A 17406-nucleotide genomic window follows, 5' to 3' on the forward strand; every position below is an offset into this window, starting at 1 on the left:
TGTATAAAAGTTAAGAAAGTAACAAAAGTGACCAGTAAGAAGTAACAAGTACTTACCTCTCTATCACACCTTACAGCTTTACTAATCACTTCGTCACTCATTACTATGTCACTATGTTACTCATTACTATGTCACTTCGTTACTAATCACTTCGTCACTCATTACTATGTCACTCCGTTACTAATCACTTCGTTACTAATCACTATGTCACTCCGTTACTAATCACTCCGTCACTCAAAATCTCCAAAAAAACCATTTCACTCGCCATCATAGCTACCAGCCGCTTGTACAAAGACAGGTATGCTTTCTTCGATTGTCGCAGTTCATAGTCCCCTTCCACCAATTCCCAACCACTACCCACCAAAAGACAACCTGCGGTATCCCCAAAATTATTACCGATGTGGATGTATACATAGCTATAGTTCGGGATATCACGGATTTCGACCATCCCTTTGTGCACAGCAGGAAATCTACGTTTATAGCGCGCATGCATAGCACCATAGGTATTGAAGGCCAATGGGTAGACACCCGTCGGAATCGCTGTTTCGCTTTTGATCTTGATATCGCGCACCAGATCTTCCAGGCCATAACAGACCAACATTCCATCGATATAGATTTCAGAGAGGGTACTGTTGTTCCCCTGTCCGATTCTTTTAACCACTACGGTACTCATCGCGCTGTTAGGCTTACCGCATCACTCCAATCGCCGATTCCTCTTTTATTACGGGCACGTACACGCAGGTAATAGGTAAAACCGGGTTGCACAGGCGAGAATATATTGGCATAACTCGTACTGGTCTGTAAAGAATCCCCCCATACCGGCTGATCAAAAGCATCCAAGGTACCTGCTATCTGATAATCATATAAAATAGCTTCTTTCAATGGTTTAAACTTGACCTGCAACTGATTGCGTTGCTTACCATCCTGTAAAGCCACCTCTTGCACCACTCCAGGTATTTGCGAGCTTTTTGGTTCACTCTCCAAGATCAGCCCCGAACTCAGCAAAATAGAGCGCGAACCATCAGCCACCGTATTGACATAAAAAGCGATGTTTTTCAGCTGTTGCGATACCGCTCTCTTGCTATCATTCTTTTCTGCTATTTCCAGTACACTCCCCCCACGGCTCGCCTTCTGCCATTTGGCCTTATAGTCATCCGCCTGTGCTTTCAGCTCCACCAGACTGACCGGCAGATCGACCAAAATAGCATGTCCCTCCAGACAGTCCAGTACTTTACCCACCATCGTATTGAACTCATCGTCACTGACCAATGAATAGTCCAAGATTACTTTTTTCTTTCTCATGTTTTGAATTATAATAGCGCCTACGCGCTGTTAAAAAATTAGTTTCAGATGCACTTCCGGACGAACATCATGAAACAAACATAAAAGAGGACAACAGTAAAATTCGAAAAGCGGGACACTTTGGGACAACATGGGACAGTGAATGGAAATGTGGGACAATAAAAAACTGGAAAAATGAAAAACAGCCCCAAAAACCAACTACTTCTTGGCTTTGCCTAGTACCACGTTTAAAAGAAGGTTTTACTTCTTTTAAACCTGCGGACCAAACTTGATTGCAAGTGAACACTTATTCCCAAGATGTGGGTATATCTTCTAAAGAAGGAGTACATTTAAGGAATCAAGTGGACCCTTATTCAAAAGAAGTGCTCGGTCTGCCGAAGGACCGGTCACTTATGCACAATATCAGAGCGGATATCCAGAACTCGTGGACACTTTTTCACTACTCCTGGTCACTTATTCACCATAGGTGGAATACTGTCCTAAAGCAGCGGACCCTTTTATATAATAAGTAATGCGTACGACACAAAAAGTATATCCCATGAGTAAACAAGTACATGCTATTTTCAAAGAGGTGTCCCCCTATCCGAAACAAGTAGCCACTTATATCCACAAGTGTCCACAAGTTGTGGACAAGTGCTCCCCTTTTAACAACAAGGGGGCACCTATCCGCAAGAAGCGGCTACCAAAACCAAAGAAGTAACTAGAGAAAGCGGCACTTTGTGGCTCCGTTCGCTAACTTTGGCGCACCTGATGCGCCAACTTCCCTAAAATATAAGGGCCTTTTCCCTTCGTTTTATCAAATAATGCAATGACATCCGCCTTCAAATAATACGGTCGCTTTCCTACTCGCAATACAGGGAAAAGCAGAATCTGGTTGACCGATCTATAAAAGGTGGAGCGTTTGATATCTAACTTATCAATGATCCAGATGATGGATACATACTCGGGTATATGATTAAGGGGAGTTTCCGGAGATGATAAATGTGAGGAAAGGAGTTCAGCGCACTCTTCCATAAGCGGTAATAGGGTAGCCGGAAATGGAGCAGAAGAAAAACGATCGATTATCGTCTGGAGCAGATTTTCTGAAGGAATATCTGAAAGTGCGGTTTGCACTTCATGTTGCACCAATTGAGACAATGCCTGTTGCATCTGCTCAATAAGCATAAATTTATTCATGGTTTTATTGCAAAAAGCAGGACATCAAACAGCCAGGGCACACTATCGGAAGCGTACCTTGATGACCTACATATTAAAAATTGCAGGTAAAACCAATAGATTTAAATCCGCTCGGGATTTGGCCAATATTTTTTAGTGTTTACCTAACTTCTCCCCATATACTGGGCTCAGCGTCAATAAACCATGCTCACTTTTGAACTCAACGGCAACATCCGCCAATTTCTTATATTTCTTTAATGCCATCTCTAAAATTTCACTACGTTTAGATGAAATTTCAATATGGTTTTCCGCCACCACTAAAACTTCATCTTTTACGATAAAGACACTTTTAGAGATTTGTGTATAATCCAATTTCAAAGCTAAATTAAGGTCATCATTTTTACGTCCCTTTAGCGACAACTCTCCTTCTGCATTGATCAATAGTACCGTATCTTTTTTAACGATGACCATAAATCCCTTTTCTAGGTATTCACGTAGATCATGACGCAGTAGCTTATCAGCTAATCGTTTAGACTCACGTCGTTTATGCTCTGCAGACCGTTGGTGACGATTATTTTCCCTCGAAAAGAAAAAAAACATCCAAAGACTGACATATAATATCATCCATATGCAAATATGATAATACTCATGATGTAGATAGCCTGTACCACGGACATCCACTTGCTGAAGATGCGTAGTAATAAAGACGATGAATTGTTTGATACACCAAGGTAACAGCAGATAAAAAATCAGGACATACCCCATCATCCTAATACACATCATGACGAACCTTGAATAACTCTTAATATGTATATAAAACAGCAACCTAACCACGAAGAAGCAAAGGCACTGCATCAATAAAAGAAATACAAAGACCACAATAAGTTTTAGGGTGTAATCGGAGTCTAAAATACGTTCTGATAAAAATTGATCATTTCGAGCTTGTAACAGATACAAGGTACCAATCAAAGAAATAAAAATGGAGATGTAGAGGAATCTATCAAAATATTTCCGGTGCTGCGATTTTTGCCACCAGTAATGATCAGAAAATTGAGGAATACAAGTTTTACAATTGTTGTAAAAATCATTCATACGGATTAACAGATATTGCTAATAAGCTAGTTTGTAAATAGGTTCTTAAAAGTCAAGATATGAAAACATTCTGTCCTTTTTAATCAATTTGAAAACTATATTTCATCACAAAAGGAAATTATTTCGTCGCAGCGGGAAATAATTTCGTCACAAAATCGTATCTACCATTTCAAGCTTCACATTTCATCCATTAAACAAACAAAATAACCATTACTACATCTACAGCATCTAAACACGGTATTTATAGCCATCACCTATCCGAAATTTCGTCACATCAGAAAAGAATTTGGGCACAAAATCATTTTAGAAATGATTACTCCTAGGACTTTGTAAGGTAATATAGTAGCAATAACCAATTATAAAACCCTTAAAATAATGAATAAACAATTACAGAAAAAAGTCATTCGTAACAACTTGCTACAGACATAAATCGCCTAAGCCAATACAAATTATGATAACAAGTAAAACCAATAAAAATTAAATAGGACTATAGCTTAACAACCACGCTGTACTCCGAAATTTTTAAGTAACGAAGTGATTGAGTAACGTAGTGACAAAGTAAATGAGTGACATAGTAACTAGTAACCGAGTGACAAGTAAATGAGTAACTAACCAGTCTAACATACTCACCTCATAACCTGATAACGTTAAAAAACGCTGAGCGTCCAATAATAGGGTTATTACCTAAGTCAGCTACTGGAGATGTAAGTCCAAGGATTTGAAATCTTGAAGTTTTGAAGTCTCAAAATACGACCTCAAATCATAAAAAAAGCATTCTCAAAAGATGAGAATGCTTTTTTTATGATAGCAAAACTAAACTATGCTTATTTTTTCTTTCCTTTTTTCTGTGCATTAGGGATAAACTCTTCTAAGTTTTCCGCTTTCACACCCTTAGGATTCGTCCATAATTTCTTTTTATAAGCATCGATTTTTTCCTCGATCTGCGCTGCATCTTGCAATTGCTGTGCTTCGTCAGCTACTTTTAGTGCACCTGCAGAAGACTCACGGATGATCGTACTGGCATATTTCTTTTGCACAAACAGGTCATCCATCGTCATATCGTATAGCCCTTTATCTGGATCGGTAATATCGACCTTCACCAAGCTATAACGCAATTGTGGGAAATACAACCAAAATGCAGGAGTAGAAACCCACTGATTCAGCCAGCTCAGCTGAAGTCGTAATATCCATCAATGGCGCTACACCAATGATACGGCTCTCCAAACGGCCACGTTGCTTATCAAAGAAGATATCCTCTTTGATACGAAATTTGGTGACACGAGTAGGATCAAATTCATTTAAAGCCATTTTTGAATCAATCTGGTTTCCCTCATCATCAAATATGGGTACGAGTACGCTATCCGTAAAACGAGCAAGCCCATCATTAGCACTCATTCTACCTTTAAAAGAATCATCATCAGGACTGTATAAAGACAACTTACCCGCCTCGATACCCTTCATGATAATTTCTATCAAAGAGTTTCCCGGTGTTGCGAGCAAGAGATTTTTTTCATCCTTCAGGTCGATATCACGCCATACCCTTTTATAAAAACGGATATTTTTCATATTGATTTCTGGATAAGCAAAAGGGACCGCATCTTCCAGGTTATTGGCCTGATAAAAACCATCTGTAGTCGGTATCGTATCCATCAATACCTCTCCTTCAAAGCTGTTTGTCAGCTGTTCAGTCTTTAAACTATCTGGTATTTCTTGTTGTGCAAAGACAGGAACAAATCCCATAGCCATTGCAATCGTTATCAAAATCTTCATTGGAATATCTTTTTTCATAGCCAATACGCCACTATGCATATCCACAATACCAAGTATTCTAGGAGGTGAGCACCGTGTCATATTGCTATCGATTTGAATGTTATATCAAGTTATTAGTATTTTCTTGTTTTACTCTGTATAGTCGGCATTTCAAAAGCAGACATCACACAGCGGAAACCGATATACGAATGCGGTTCATAATCGACCGAATAATTACGGGTTTCGCTATTCAATTGCTCACCATTATCCTTCCAAGAACCACCACGTACTACTTTTCTTTTCAAAGCGTCGGCATCTTGATCATCCGCATCATATAAAAGAACAGGATTCAAATCGTTGACAAATACCATTGCCGATGGACTGAAGGCATCCAATGTCCATTCAGAAACGTTACCAGCCATGTTATAGATTCCAAAAGCATTTGGCGTATACGATTTTACCGGAAGCGTAAACGTAGCTCCATCACGCGAATAAGTTCCTTCACCCTGTTTAAAATTGACTGCTAGCTTTTCCTTACCTTCTGCCCCATCAATGGTCATACGCGTGCTTGTAGTCGTATCCCGAGGGTCTAGCTTGCCTTCAGCAGCATATTGCCATTGCGCTTCAGTAGGAAGGCTTAAAGTCAGCTGATAGCCACTCAAATAAGAGTTTTTCATCAACGTTGCCATCACTTCTTTCCCACGCCAGTCTGTAAATGCTCTTGCCTGTCTCCAGGTTACACCAACGACAGGATAGTAATCAAAAGATTCATGTGTAAAATAGTTGACATCAAGCGATGCTAACTGCGAGTTCGGAAAGTCGCTGGACCAGATATCTTCTACAGGCATCACTAGAACAGCATCCTTTACATATGTTCTTTTAGCATTACCCTTGGTTTTTTGATACTCATATTGATATTGCATCACCTCTGGGTTCAGCGTTCTTTTAGATCCTTTCATCAGGATCATAGGTGCTAATTGTTCCCGTATAGTAGGGTCATTGCTCTTCCATAACGGTGAAACTTTTTTCACTTTCTTCCAGTCGATTGGGCGTTCACCTTCAGGGTCACCCGTTTCCAAAAAGTACTGATCATCCTTTAGATAATCCGTTACCGCGATTGAATCGGCTACCCAGTTGATAAACTCGCGGTATTGTTTATTGGTCACTTCGGCCTCATCAATAAAAAATGCACTCAGACTCACGTTCTTACCCGTATCAGCACTATCCAGAGAACTTTTAAACAAAATAGTTCCAGAAGGGACATACACCATTCCCGGAGGCGCTGGTAATTTACCTGCACGGAAAGCGGCCACTTTCGGAGCTTTATATATGGACGAACTTGATTTACAAGCTTGCATGCACACTAAAACTGCTAAAAAAACCAGCCCAATCGTTAGACTCGGATAGTATCTTTTCATCTTATTCATAATTATTAATCTTTGATATTTATGTTTTACTGCGTTGAAATGGATTAATTGCGGTTGAAGAATGCATATTTTACACCGATAGATGCAAAACCATACTGATCCTTATTTTTATTGATAATACCATCTAGATTATCATTCGTAGTCAAAGTATGTTGGTAGTTAACATTGATCGCCCACTGCGGTCCATAAAGTGTTCTCCCGAAAGGGATATCGACACCTACATTTAAAGGAACGATGAAATGTATCGCCGATAGATCATCTGCAATCTCACCACCATTTGCCACTATCCCAGTGCTATAACCACTTTCCAATTGTCTAGAAATTCGGTTTTTCATAAGGCCGGCACCAGCACCAATATAAATATTGGATACAATCCGCTCCAGATTACTAGCACCTAAGGTATAATTACTATAATTATCTGGCAATCCCATGAATTGACCCAAGCGTACTTTTCCATTCACATTACCAGCGTAATATTTATTGCTATATTCACTACCATAACCATTGCCACTTACTTCACCTTTTTGTGCATGAAGACCGACGGATATAAAAGGACTTATTAAATAATCACCTTCTCCATACCAAGCAAAGTTCAATTTCGTATTTCCCAAATCTGCCAAGCCATATGCAGCTCCAACACCCGCACCTACTGTAATGGGACGAGAGAATTGTGCAGAAACAGTTCCAATACCTAAGCAGGTAAAAAGAGAAAGTGTAAGTAATAGTTTTTTCATTTTGTGTATTGATTGATTAAATATAAATTCAGAAAAGAAGGATGTGATCGCATATGGCCACATATTAGGTATGTAATAAAAACTTTTAATTGTTGTCATATTAAAAATCATTGATAAACCTGCGTAATCTTCATTGGGTTTAGGCAATGCCAAATTGATTCGCTATTAATGCTAATCATCCTACAAAGTAACGTAATTTTTACTTAAATTGTTGTTCTAACAGCACAGATGATGAATCGTTATGAAATAATTTTCACGCGAGTCTATATGCAATTTTTAAGCCATACTCTAGTTGCATGAGGTTTATTTCAATTTTAGGTAGTGTTTTGATATTCAGAACGAATTATAAAAGAAGCAAAAAAAATTGGCGCAATTCCAAAAAGAAAAGCGCCAATTCCATATATTATCGATTTCTATTTGAAACCTAATTTAATTTTCAAGTCCTGCCACAATTTAGCTAAGCCTGTTTTTTTCTCGTTCTTATCACCGTAGCCGTAACCGTAACCGTATCCATAACCGTAACCACGAGCAAAGTCCACATCATTGACTACTGCGGCAAGGTTTTTCAGTTTACCGTCAACATAGAGTTCGCGCGGCACTTGAAGTAAACGTTTATCCAGGAAGTTTACACGTGATACGTAAAGTGTCAAATCGGCATTATGTGCAATTAACAAGGTATCGGTTACCAAACTCACAGGAGCCGTATCAACTAATACATAATCATAATGTTCACGTGCATATTTAATCACATCGTCAAAATGACCATTCATCAATAGTTCTGCAGGATTCGGAGCGATATACCCTGAGTATACAACATCGAAGTCATAATTCCCCGGCTTCTTAATGATGATATTATCCACATCCATCTCTGGGTTAATCAAAAACTGAGTAATTCCAACATTCGTATGTTGTAAATGCGATAGTCCTAAATAATCCAATACTTTTGGACTACGGATATCAGCACCTACCAATAATACACGCTTACCTGACATGGATAATATCTGTGCAAGATTAGTTGCCACAAATGATTTACCCTCACCAGAAATCGTTGAAGTCACAAAAACGACTTTAGACTTATCCTTCTGTTCCGCACCAAACATAAAGTTCATATTCGTACGTAAAATCCGGAAAGCTTCAGCCAACGACGATCGGTCATTTTGATGAATAACGGTATCCTCTGAACTCGGTATTTCACCCAGTATTGGAGCTTTAACGATATCTTCAATATCCTTACGTGAATGTATTTTATTATCCAATAAAAACTTCAAATATAGAATTGCAAAAGGAATTAGCAGCCCTAATATTAAGGCTCCTAACACAACTACTTTTCCGCGAGGGGCAACAGGTATACCATTACCATAAGCTGAATCAATAATCTTTAAGTTATCGGGAGTTGCAGCTGCTTTTACTTCACTCTCTTCTCTCTTCTGCAATAATAATAAATACAATGATTCAACAATCTGTTGCTGTCTTGATATTTTCTTAAAACCCTGTTCTTGATTGGGTATCGAATTGATTCTACCCCTAATTTCATTAGACTTTCGTTCGATATTATTTAAGGCCAATTTGGTTACCTGTTGGTAATTCTCTAATGATCTGCGGATGTTATTACGACTATCAGCAATATTTTCATTAAGTGCAATAACTGCAGGATTTAAATCAGAAGCAGATTTCAATAAATCATCTCGTTCTAGCACCAATTTATTATATGCTGCAATAGTAGTACCAATGGAAGCATCTTGTAACCCGATATTTGAGGGTAACAATTTCCCTTCAGCTTCGCCTTTTATGAAATCGTTCATATGATCGACTAACTGCAATTGGGTGCGGTATTCCAACACCTTTTTATCGTTATCTGAAGCATTATTAAGATAAACACCAGCTTCTGTGCCCATATCAACCAAAGCATTTGATGATTTGAAATCTGCCACCTCTTCATCCGCCCCTGAAAGGTCTTTAGAAATCAGAACCAATCGTTTATTAATAAAATCTGAAGTTGCTCGGGTCATCCGCATTTTGTCGTTGGTCAAATCAGCATTATAGATGTCTATTAAAGAATTTAAAACAAGTTCAGCCTTTTTACTTAATAGCGATACCATAGCGAAATTTACGATGTAAGACTGCATTTCCTTACCTGGCATAATACTTATAGCCCCTTGAGTCGCATCAACAGCCCAATTCTTAGGTATCACCTTGACTTGAAAATCAACATCAGGGTTAAATTTTCTAATGGTATTATTCTCTTTAAAAATAACTTCATTGTATCCAATTTTCACGACCTTATCAAATCCAAAGGTCATCTTTTTACCAGAGGTTACATCAGTAACAGCTAATTGCTTACCATCTATAAAACGAACCTCTATATTAAGCTTAGTAGTATCTTGATTACCTTGAAGAAGAATTTTAAAGGGCATATCCCTCTCCAACATTTCAGTTGAAAGAATCTGACCTTTTGCAGAATAAGTAATATTTAAATTATGCAAATCAACTACCTTTCTAATCAATCTCCTAGATGAAAGAACTTCTATTTGATCAATTACAAACGCGGCACGACTTCCACCGAAACCCATACTACTACTTAACTCGGCAATACCAGCCAACTCACCCGCAGAAGCACTCCGTTCATCTTTTAGTAAAATTTTCGCAGAAGTGCTATATGACTTCTGGGCGTATCGTAAATAAGTAAATGCAATACCTAATGAAAGGATAATGGCAAGTACAAACCACTTCCAATAATAGGCATACTGCTCAAAGAGTTGTCTCATATTGATTTCCTCTTCTTGATTATCTTTGTTGTGTTTAGGATGTTGTTCCATGAAATATATTAGCGAGTCAGAACTGAAATTACAGTGATAATTAGGCCGGCAATCGAAATAATGATATTTGTATTTGCTCCTAACTTAGAGTTATTTATTTGTGCTTTATTCGGTTCGACGTATATTACGTCATTTTGAGCTAAATAATAATATGGCGAATTTAAAGTTTCCTGCTTGGTTAAATCCAAACGGTGAATTGTCTTATGGCCACCCATCTCACGAATCAAGGTAACATTTTCGCGTACTCCTCGAATGGTCAAGTCCCCTGCCATACCTAAAGCCTCTAGAAACTGTTACACGCTCAGTCGGCATAATAAAAGAACCTGGTTTTGAAACTTCTCCTAAAACAGATACCCGGAAATTATTATAATTCATATTCACACCCGGATCTTTGATGTACTGACTTAATTCGGCACGAATTTTTTCAATTGCTTCAAGTCGTGTCAATCCCTCTATATGTACTTTTCCTAGCATTGGTAGTGTGATATTTCCTTCTTCATCTACCGTATAGGTTGGACGAAGTGCTAAATCCACAGATTGATTCAAATTACTTGTAACCATGGAACTTACTGGATTAAATGGAGCCGTAACCTTGGGATCCGCTGCCGTAACCGCAATTGTTAAAATATCATTACGCTGTATTTTAGGAATAAATTGCTCATAAACAGCGTTTAGCTGTGTAGAATCCTGTTGAAAGTAAACCATCCTCTTACGAGACCCGCAAGAACTAAACATCATTAGCATAATAAGAAACATACCTAACGATGAACCATACTTTAATAATAACCGCATGTTCGATATAAATTTTGAAATAGATTCTGTTTTATTTAAGAACAAAAATATATTATTTTATTCATACTACCCCTATTAAATGTCAATTTAAAAAAGATAGCTACAAATGAGTAATAGTATCGTAAAAATAATACGTAAAATTAAATATTTGATTATTTCTACAATATACCTTCCATAACGTGAAAAACATACAGATAATAATATCTCACCTGTACTTTTACAAATAAAGGAAGATATAATTTATAAAATGTCTAAATGAAAAATAGTTATCTTTGGATATATTCGTATTTACAATTTATAGATGGATCATAAACTTCGTGACATATTTTTACAATTACTTAGGATTGGCCTGTGGCAAAAAGGGTCTTTGAATTCAGAAAGGACATTATCAGCAATCGAGTGGTCACAAATATATTCTTTTGCAACTACTCATGTAGTCGAAAGTCTTATTTACGATAGCTTTTCATTTTTGGACGAATCTCAACTCCCACCACAAACGCTAAGGTTGAAATGGACTGTCCGCATGGACCAGATTGAACGCCACAATACAAAAATGAATGAGATTATCGCCATCCAATATTCTTCTTTTACGAAACAAGAAATCTTTCCCATACTACAAAAGGGGCAGGGAGTGGCTGCATGCTACATCAAACCCTTACACCGGATATCTGGAGATATTGATTGGTATTTTGAAGAAGATGGCTATGCTAAAGCAAGAGAATATTTAAAACTTAAAAAAATAAATTTTCAGGACACGGCAGGTTTTAGTTTGGATTATCAATGGAACCATATTCATATCGAACATCATAAACGTCTTTTCGATATCAAAAGTCCATTCAAGTATAGCTATCTAAAAAACATCGAGACTTCCTATAAGGATAAGTATCAAGAACTTTTAATCAATAATGTCGCTATTAAAGTACTTGCTCCTGAACTCCAAATCCTTCAAGTCAACGCACATATTTTGAAACATATGATTTCTTTTGGTATAGGCCTACGTCAAATATGTGACGCAGCGCGCTTATACATTACTTATAAGGATCAAATTGACGCCCAAGCATTGTTCCAGATGTATAAAGAAGTTGGTATCTTGAAATGGGTTCATATCTTACATCATATCTTGACCAAACACATCGGATTACCTAATGATGCGCTCCCTTTTTCCTATCCAGAAGATACACAATCTGATTGGATGTTAACTGAAATTTGGCATGGTGGAAATTTTGGTTATTATGACGACCGTTTTGTAAATGGGAAAACAATCAAAACAATTTCTGTTCACCCAGATGGGGCAAAACGTTTATGGAGTAACTTTAAACGTTATTTCCCATATGCACCTCAAGAAGCTATATTTTTTCCCATAATAAAACTCTATTCTAAATTTATTGGAATAGATCGCGATTAATAAATCGATCTTTAACTATATAGTTAAAGATCGATTTATCTAATTATTTACTAAATACCTGCTCTATAGCAGTCTTTATACGTATTCTCTCCTCATCCGTTAGGTTAGAACCAGAGGGTAAACATAGGCCCTTATCAAATAGATCTTCCGCTATATTACTACCATAATATGGAGTTTCTTCGAATACAGGTTGTAAGTGCATAGGTTTCCACAATGGTCTTGATTCTATATTAAACTCCAAGAGCGCCAATCTTAGCTCTTCACGAGTAATTCCAGCTTCAATAGGTTCAATTGTGATTGCGGCCAACCAATGATTCGAATAGAAATCTTCAGAAGGTTCAATAAACACTTTTACGCCAGGGCAAGAAGAAAACAAGTTTACATAAAAATCAGTCATGGCACGACGCGCTTCTACACGATGAGCTAAAACTTCCATTTGACCACGACCTATACCTGCACAAATATTAGACATACGATAATTATATCCAATATGAGAGTGTTGGTAATGAGGAGCATCATCACGTGCTTGGGTCGATAAAAAAACCGCTTTATCTTTATCTTCTTGCGAATGGCAGACTAATGCACCACCACCTGAGGTAGTTATAATTTTATTACCATTAAAACTCAACACACCAAATCTTCCAAACGTACCACATGCCTTACCCTTATAAGTAGACCCTAACGCCTCTGCCGCATCTTCGAGAAACCGGTATATCAAATTCGTTAGCGATTGTTAAAATTTCTTCCATTTTTGCAGGCATTCCATATAAATGAACCACAATAATAGCTTTCGGTTTCTTTCCTTTAGCAATACGGTCCGATATAGCATCTCGCAATGCAATTGGGCACATATTCCAAGTATCTCTTTCAGAATCAATAAAAACAGGAATAGCTCCTTGATAGGCAATTGGATTTGCGGAGGCAGAAAATGTCATCGATTGACAAATAACCTCATCGCCATAACCAACTCCACACTCAATTAATGCTAAATGCAAGGCTGCCGTACCAGCAGACAATGCCGCTACTTTAACATCTGCATTTAAAAATTCTTCTAAATCCTCTTCGAAACCATTTACATTCGGTCCTAATGGGGCTACCCAATTCGCATCAAAAGCTTCGTGAATATAATTTAATTCACGCCCTCCCATATGTGGGGATGAAAGCCAAATTTTATCTGACATGATATTTTATATTTATCGTTCTATTTCTTAATTACTTTTCCTGGATTCCCCACTACGGTGCATCCATCAGGAATATCTTTAATAATTACAGCACCTGCGCCTATGGTGCACCATGCACCTATTTTAACACCTTGAATGACAACAGCACCAATTCCGACATGCGTACCCTCTCCGACCATTACATTACCTGCTAATGCCACATTGGGTGATATATGCACAAAATCTGCGATGACACAATCATGATCCACTGATGCATTTGTGTTGATGATACAATGCTCACCTATATGCACGTCCACATTCACTGTTACACCTGCCATTATCACTGTTCCTAAACCTATACTTGTTCGTTTAGAAATATGTGATCGAGCATGTATCAATTTAGCATACTCAAAGTTAACATATTCATTTACAATATCTTTTCGAACTTTATTATTTCCGATTGCTATGATTATCTCTACTTTTCTAGAAGGAACCTCATGAAAAACAGGATATTCTAAAACTTTCGTTTTATTGAAGTCTGTATCAAAAAAACCATCAACAACTAGATTATTACTTTCCGCAATTTCTGCGATAACTTTACCATGTCCACTTGCACCAAACAAATACATCTTTAAAAAATTAATTATGTCCGTTAAAAGGTTCAATTGTTACATGTCCGTCTGCCGAGATTCCTTCGCTTTTAAATACCTTTTTAAAGGTTGTAAAGAAAACCTTGATATCAGTTGCAAGAGAAATATTATCCACATACCATACATCTAATTCAAACTTTTTATTCCATGAAATGGCATTTCTTCCATTAACTTGTGCCCAACCTGTTATACCGGGTCTTACCTCATGGCGACGCTTTTGCGTTTCATTATATAAAGGTAAATATTGGATTAAAAGCGGCCTTGGCCCTATCAATGACATATCACCTTTTAAAACATTTATCAATTGTGGAATTTCGTCTAATGAGGTTTTACGTACAAAAGCACCTATCGGAGTCAGACGTTCAGCATCTGAAAGCAAATTACCAACAGCATCTTTTTTATCATTCATCGTTTTGAACTTGACAATCTTAAATATCATTCCCCCTTTCCCAGGTCTGGCCTGAAAAAAGAATGGTTTACCGTTATTTGCAAAATAGAGACCAATTGTCACAATGATAAATAACGGAGATAAAAAGAGTAGCCCAAAGAAAGCTGTTAAAAAATCAATAAATCGCTTAAAAAAATGTTTATACATGATTTACAATTTTTTCAATTTCAAGTAAATACTTCTTTGCTAAAACTTCTCTATCAAAATTTGATTTTGCATAATTAAATCCGTTTTCACCTTCTACTGTCAATCGAGTCATATCATTTAAATATTCTCGAATTACCCTATCATATTCCATTTTATTTTCTGGTTCTACATAACTACCTGCTTTAGCCTCCTCGAGCAATTCTCTAGATACCCCGTCAATAGCCATCAAAATAGGTGTTTTACAAGAAAAATAATCGAAAGTTTTATTTGAGTATATAGTTTTAAAGGTATCTACTTTCTTAAGTACAGAAGCACCCATTTCAGACGCGATGATAAATTTAAAAACCTCACTTTTAGGTACCGGATCGAGAAACCGAACATTCTTCACATTCATTTCCTTTGCCCTTTCCATTAATCGGTTCTTCTCCATTCCTTGTCCAATAAGTAGAAATAAGACATTAGTATCTTCAAGTAATTTGCCTGCATCCAAAATTTGCTCAAGATGATTTGCAACACCGTGAGCACCCACATATGTAATGACGAAGTGCTCAGTTAGTCCATGCTCTTCACGGAATTCTTCTCTATTAAATTTCGACAAAATAGTCTCAGATAAAGAAAAATCAGCAGCATTAGGAATCATCACCATTTTATCAATTGGTATTCCTTTCTTATCTCTTAATGTGTTATAAAAAGCAGGTGTCAACACATTGATTAAATTTGCTCTTTTATATATAAACTTCTCAATCCAATATGCCATCTTAATAACCCATTTGTTGGTCAATACACCGGTATCGATTGCTGATTCTGGCCATAGGTCTCGTATCTCGAAAACCATGGGTAGGCGCTTAAATAAGGCAATTAAATAACCAGAAATCCCAACGAACAAAGGTGGTGAGGTTACTATAACTACATCATAATTACCTTTCACTTTAAATAATCCCGCCCATAACGATGAAAACATAAATGAGAAATAACCCCATAGCCTTCCTAAAAATCCACTATTATAGGACTCTGAAACGTGTGTTCTGTACACATCAACCTTTCCTTGCTTTTTCTTAACGAAATATCTCCCTTTATATTCCTCTCGCTTTGCATTCCCATTATAATGCATCATACCAGCAATAACTATAACTTCATGGCCTTGCTCTATCCAAGTTTTAGACATTTCATTCCATCTAGACCCCCCTGGATCATCATCCTCTAAAAAGTATTGATGCAGTAATAGTATTTTCATTATTTAATTCCCTCTAAAAATATCTTTTTATATAACTCAGCAATTTTCATCCAATTAAATCTATTAAAAACAATATCATTAATTTTATATGACTTTCTATTCAAAATCATTTTTTCCAAACAGAGTTGAATATCAGTAATTGTGCCATCTGCTCCTTCACCAACCTCAAATGAGAAAAGCTTATCAATTCCCTGATTCTTAGTATATAAAACTGGAAGTCCTTGTGAAAGAGCCTCAATATATACTAAACCAAATGTTTCATATATTGACGGCATAGCAAAAAAATCATTTTTATGGAAAATCATCTTCAACTCATCCTTCTCATAAACTTTACCATAAAAATGACACCACGAATTATTTTTGATACTAGCACAAACCTCATCATGAAGGTCTCCTCCACCTCCGACTAAATCGAGATGTATATTTCTATACTTATTTCGTAAATTATCTAATGCTTTAATTAGATTCAATACATTTTTATTTTTATCAAACCTACCAATAAATAAGAAATTATTACCCTCACACTCTGGTTCAAATTTTCTAATATTATTTGATAACCAATAGGAATCAATACCATTAGCAATCACCTGCGTTTTTGAGGACAGGGTTTCTTTATACTTTATAAAATAAGGGTGTTCAAAAAATTTCACTTTCAAACCCTCACTAATAAATACAATTTTCTCAGCAGATTCTAAAATTTTCAAACCAAAAGGAATTAAATCCGGTCTATAGGCTAAAAATAAATTGACATCAGTATTCCTAACAGCAACAATGTATGGTAGCTTAAATTTTTTAAATAACTTATAAGCTATCGCGCCATCACTAAAAAGTGTTGTCGGATAACTAATATCTATTTTACTCACATCCACTGAAGATAATAAATCCTTATATAATAAATTTACTTTCCTTCTAAAGAGAAATCTATGATACCATTTTATAAACACTTTAGAATATACGACCTCTGATTCTACAACTTTAAATGGAAAAACATTCTTTCCTATATTTTCAACATGTCTTAAAGGATGATAAACAATTTGTTGAATATCTAAACTGTCTAATTGTTCATACAAATTTTTATAAACTTTAGAGTATGAAAAATCATTACAAATATGCAATACTCTCATATCAGGAAACTCTAGTTTTGATTACTCTCGCAGGGTTTCCCCCAACAATAGAGTACTCTGGCACATCCTTTGTAACTACGCTACCTGCTGCAATTATTGAACCTTTACCAATCGTAATTCCTGGTAAAATTATTACACGTGCTCCAATCCAAACGTCTTCACAGACTATAA

General features: G+C 36.7%; 17 protein-coding genes and 1 pseudogene. 1 reads left to right on the forward strand and 17 read right to left on the reverse strand.

Going from position 1 to position 17406, the window contains the following annotated elements; translation table 11 throughout:
* Window positions 1-202 precede the first annotated feature (202 nt).
* The 10 genes from ACFX5U_RS20780 to ACFX5U_RS20825 all read right to left on the reverse strand — a co-directional run bounded on the left by ACFX5U_RS20780 (window position 203) and on the right by ACFX5U_RS20825 (window position 11067).
* Window positions 203-673: a DUF5675 family protein gene (locus tag ACFX5U_RS20780; protein WP_400261986.1), complete on the reverse strand. Its 471-nt coding sequence runs from the start codon at window positions 671-673 to the stop codon at window positions 203-205.
* The gene (locus tag ACFX5U_RS20785; RefSeq protein WP_400261987.1) at window positions 670-1302 is read right to left on the reverse strand and encodes a fibronectin type III domain-containing protein; all 633 of its coding nucleotides are present in this window, start codon (window positions 1300-1302) and stop codon (window positions 670-672) included. Before ACFX5U_RS20785 ends, ACFX5U_RS20780 begins: the two co-directional genes overlap by 4 nt.
* Window positions 1303-2034: 732 nt before the next feature.
* Complete coding sequence (locus ACFX5U_RS20790) at window positions 2035-2478, reverse strand: hypothetical protein (RefSeq protein ID WP_400261988.1); 444 nt, start codon at window positions 2476-2478, stop codon at window positions 2035-2037.
* Window positions 2479-2610: 132 nt separating this feature from the next.
* Complete coding sequence (locus ACFX5U_RS20795; RefSeq protein ID WP_400261989.1) at window positions 2611-3240, reverse strand: hypothetical protein; 630 nt, start codon at window positions 3238-3240, stop codon at window positions 2611-2613.
* 1133 nt (window positions 3241-4373) lie between these two features.
* Window positions 4374-4649: a hypothetical protein gene (locus ACFX5U_RS20800; RefSeq protein ID WP_400261990.1), complete on the reverse strand. Its 276-nt coding sequence runs from the start codon at window positions 4647-4649 to the stop codon at window positions 4374-4376.
* 4 nt (window positions 4650-4653) lie between these two features.
* Window positions 4654-5319: a hypothetical protein gene (locus ACFX5U_RS20805; protein ID WP_400261991.1), complete on the reverse strand. Its 666-nt coding sequence runs from the start codon at window positions 5317-5319 to the stop codon at window positions 4654-4656.
* 113 nt (window positions 5320-5432) lie between these two features.
* Window positions 5433-6716, reverse strand: coding sequence for an SUMF1/EgtB/PvdO family nonheme iron enzyme (locus ACFX5U_RS20810; RefSeq protein WP_400261992.1), 1284 nt, complete (start codon window positions 6714-6716; stop codon window positions 5433-5435).
* A gap of 53 nt (window positions 6717-6769) precedes the next feature.
* Window positions 6770-7459: a hypothetical protein gene (locus ACFX5U_RS20815; protein WP_400261993.1), complete on the reverse strand. Its 690-nt coding sequence runs from the start codon at window positions 7457-7459 to the stop codon at window positions 6770-6772.
* 413 nt (window positions 7460-7872) lie between these two features.
* The gene (locus ACFX5U_RS20820; RefSeq protein WP_400261994.1) at window positions 7873-10275 is read right to left on the reverse strand and encodes a GumC family protein; all 2403 of its coding nucleotides are present in this window, start codon (window positions 10273-10275) and stop codon (window positions 7873-7875) included.
* Between the two features lie 216 nt (window positions 10276-10491).
* Window positions 10492-11067: a polysaccharide biosynthesis/export family protein gene (locus tag ACFX5U_RS20825; RefSeq protein WP_400261995.1), complete on the reverse strand. Its 576-nt coding sequence runs from the start codon at window positions 11065-11067 to the stop codon at window positions 10492-10494.
* A 301-nt stretch (window positions 11068-11368) separates the two neighbouring features.
* Here ACFX5U_RS20825 and ACFX5U_RS20830 point away from each other — a divergent pair, with 301 nt between their 5' ends.
* Window positions 11369-12472, forward strand: coding sequence for a nucleotidyltransferase family protein (locus ACFX5U_RS20830; RefSeq protein ID WP_400261996.1), 1104 nt, complete (start codon window positions 11369-11371; stop codon window positions 12470-12472).
* Window positions 12473-12515: 43 nt separating this feature from the next.
* On the opposite strand, the gene ACFX5U_RS20835 is transcribed toward ACFX5U_RS20830, so the two are convergent.
* From ACFX5U_RS20835 to ACFX5U_RS20865, 7 genes and pseudogenes are all read right to left on the reverse strand, one after another.
* On the reverse strand, window positions 12516-13190 hold the full coding sequence (locus ACFX5U_RS20835; RefSeq protein ID WP_400261997.1) for a DegT/DnrJ/EryC1/StrS family aminotransferase: 675 nt from the start codon (window positions 13188-13190) through the stop codon (window positions 12516-12518).
* Entirely contained in the window at window positions 13138-13653 is a 516-nt protein-coding gene (locus ACFX5U_RS20840) for a DegT/DnrJ/EryC1/StrS family aminotransferase (RefSeq protein ID WP_400261998.1), read from the reverse strand. Before ACFX5U_RS20840 ends, ACFX5U_RS20835 begins: the two co-directional genes overlap by 53 nt.
* Window positions 13654-13673: 20 nt before the next feature.
* Entirely contained in the window at window positions 13674-14261 is a 588-nt protein-coding gene (locus tag ACFX5U_RS20845) for an acetyltransferase (protein WP_400261999.1), read from the reverse strand.
* Between the two features lie 10 nt (window positions 14262-14271).
* Complete coding sequence (locus tag ACFX5U_RS20850; RefSeq protein ID WP_400262000.1) at window positions 14272-14877, reverse strand: sugar transferase; 606 nt, start codon at window positions 14875-14877, stop codon at window positions 14272-14274.
* Window positions 14870-16111, reverse strand: coding sequence for a glycosyltransferase family 4 protein (locus tag ACFX5U_RS20855; RefSeq protein ID WP_400262001.1), 1242 nt, complete (start codon window positions 16109-16111; stop codon window positions 14870-14872). Before ACFX5U_RS20855 ends, ACFX5U_RS20850 begins: the two co-directional genes overlap by 8 nt.
* A complete protein-coding gene (locus ACFX5U_RS20860; RefSeq protein WP_400262002.1) occupies window positions 16111-17235 on the reverse strand; it encodes a glycosyltransferase family 4 protein in 1125 nt (374 codons plus the stop codon). The genes ACFX5U_RS20855 and ACFX5U_RS20860 overlap by 1 nt, the downstream gene beginning before the upstream one ends.
* Window position 17236: 1 nt before the next feature.
* Window positions 17237-17395 (reverse strand): annotated as a pseudogene (locus ACFX5U_RS20865) (DapH/DapD/GlmU-related protein); the annotation flags it as partial.
* Between the last annotated feature and the right edge of the window lie 11 nt (window positions 17396-17406).

It is taken from the genome of Sphingobacterium sp. SG20118 (assembly GCF_044740685.1).
Taxonomy (GTDB): domain Bacteria; phylum Bacteroidota; class Bacteroidia; order Sphingobacteriales; family Sphingobacteriaceae; genus Sphingobacterium.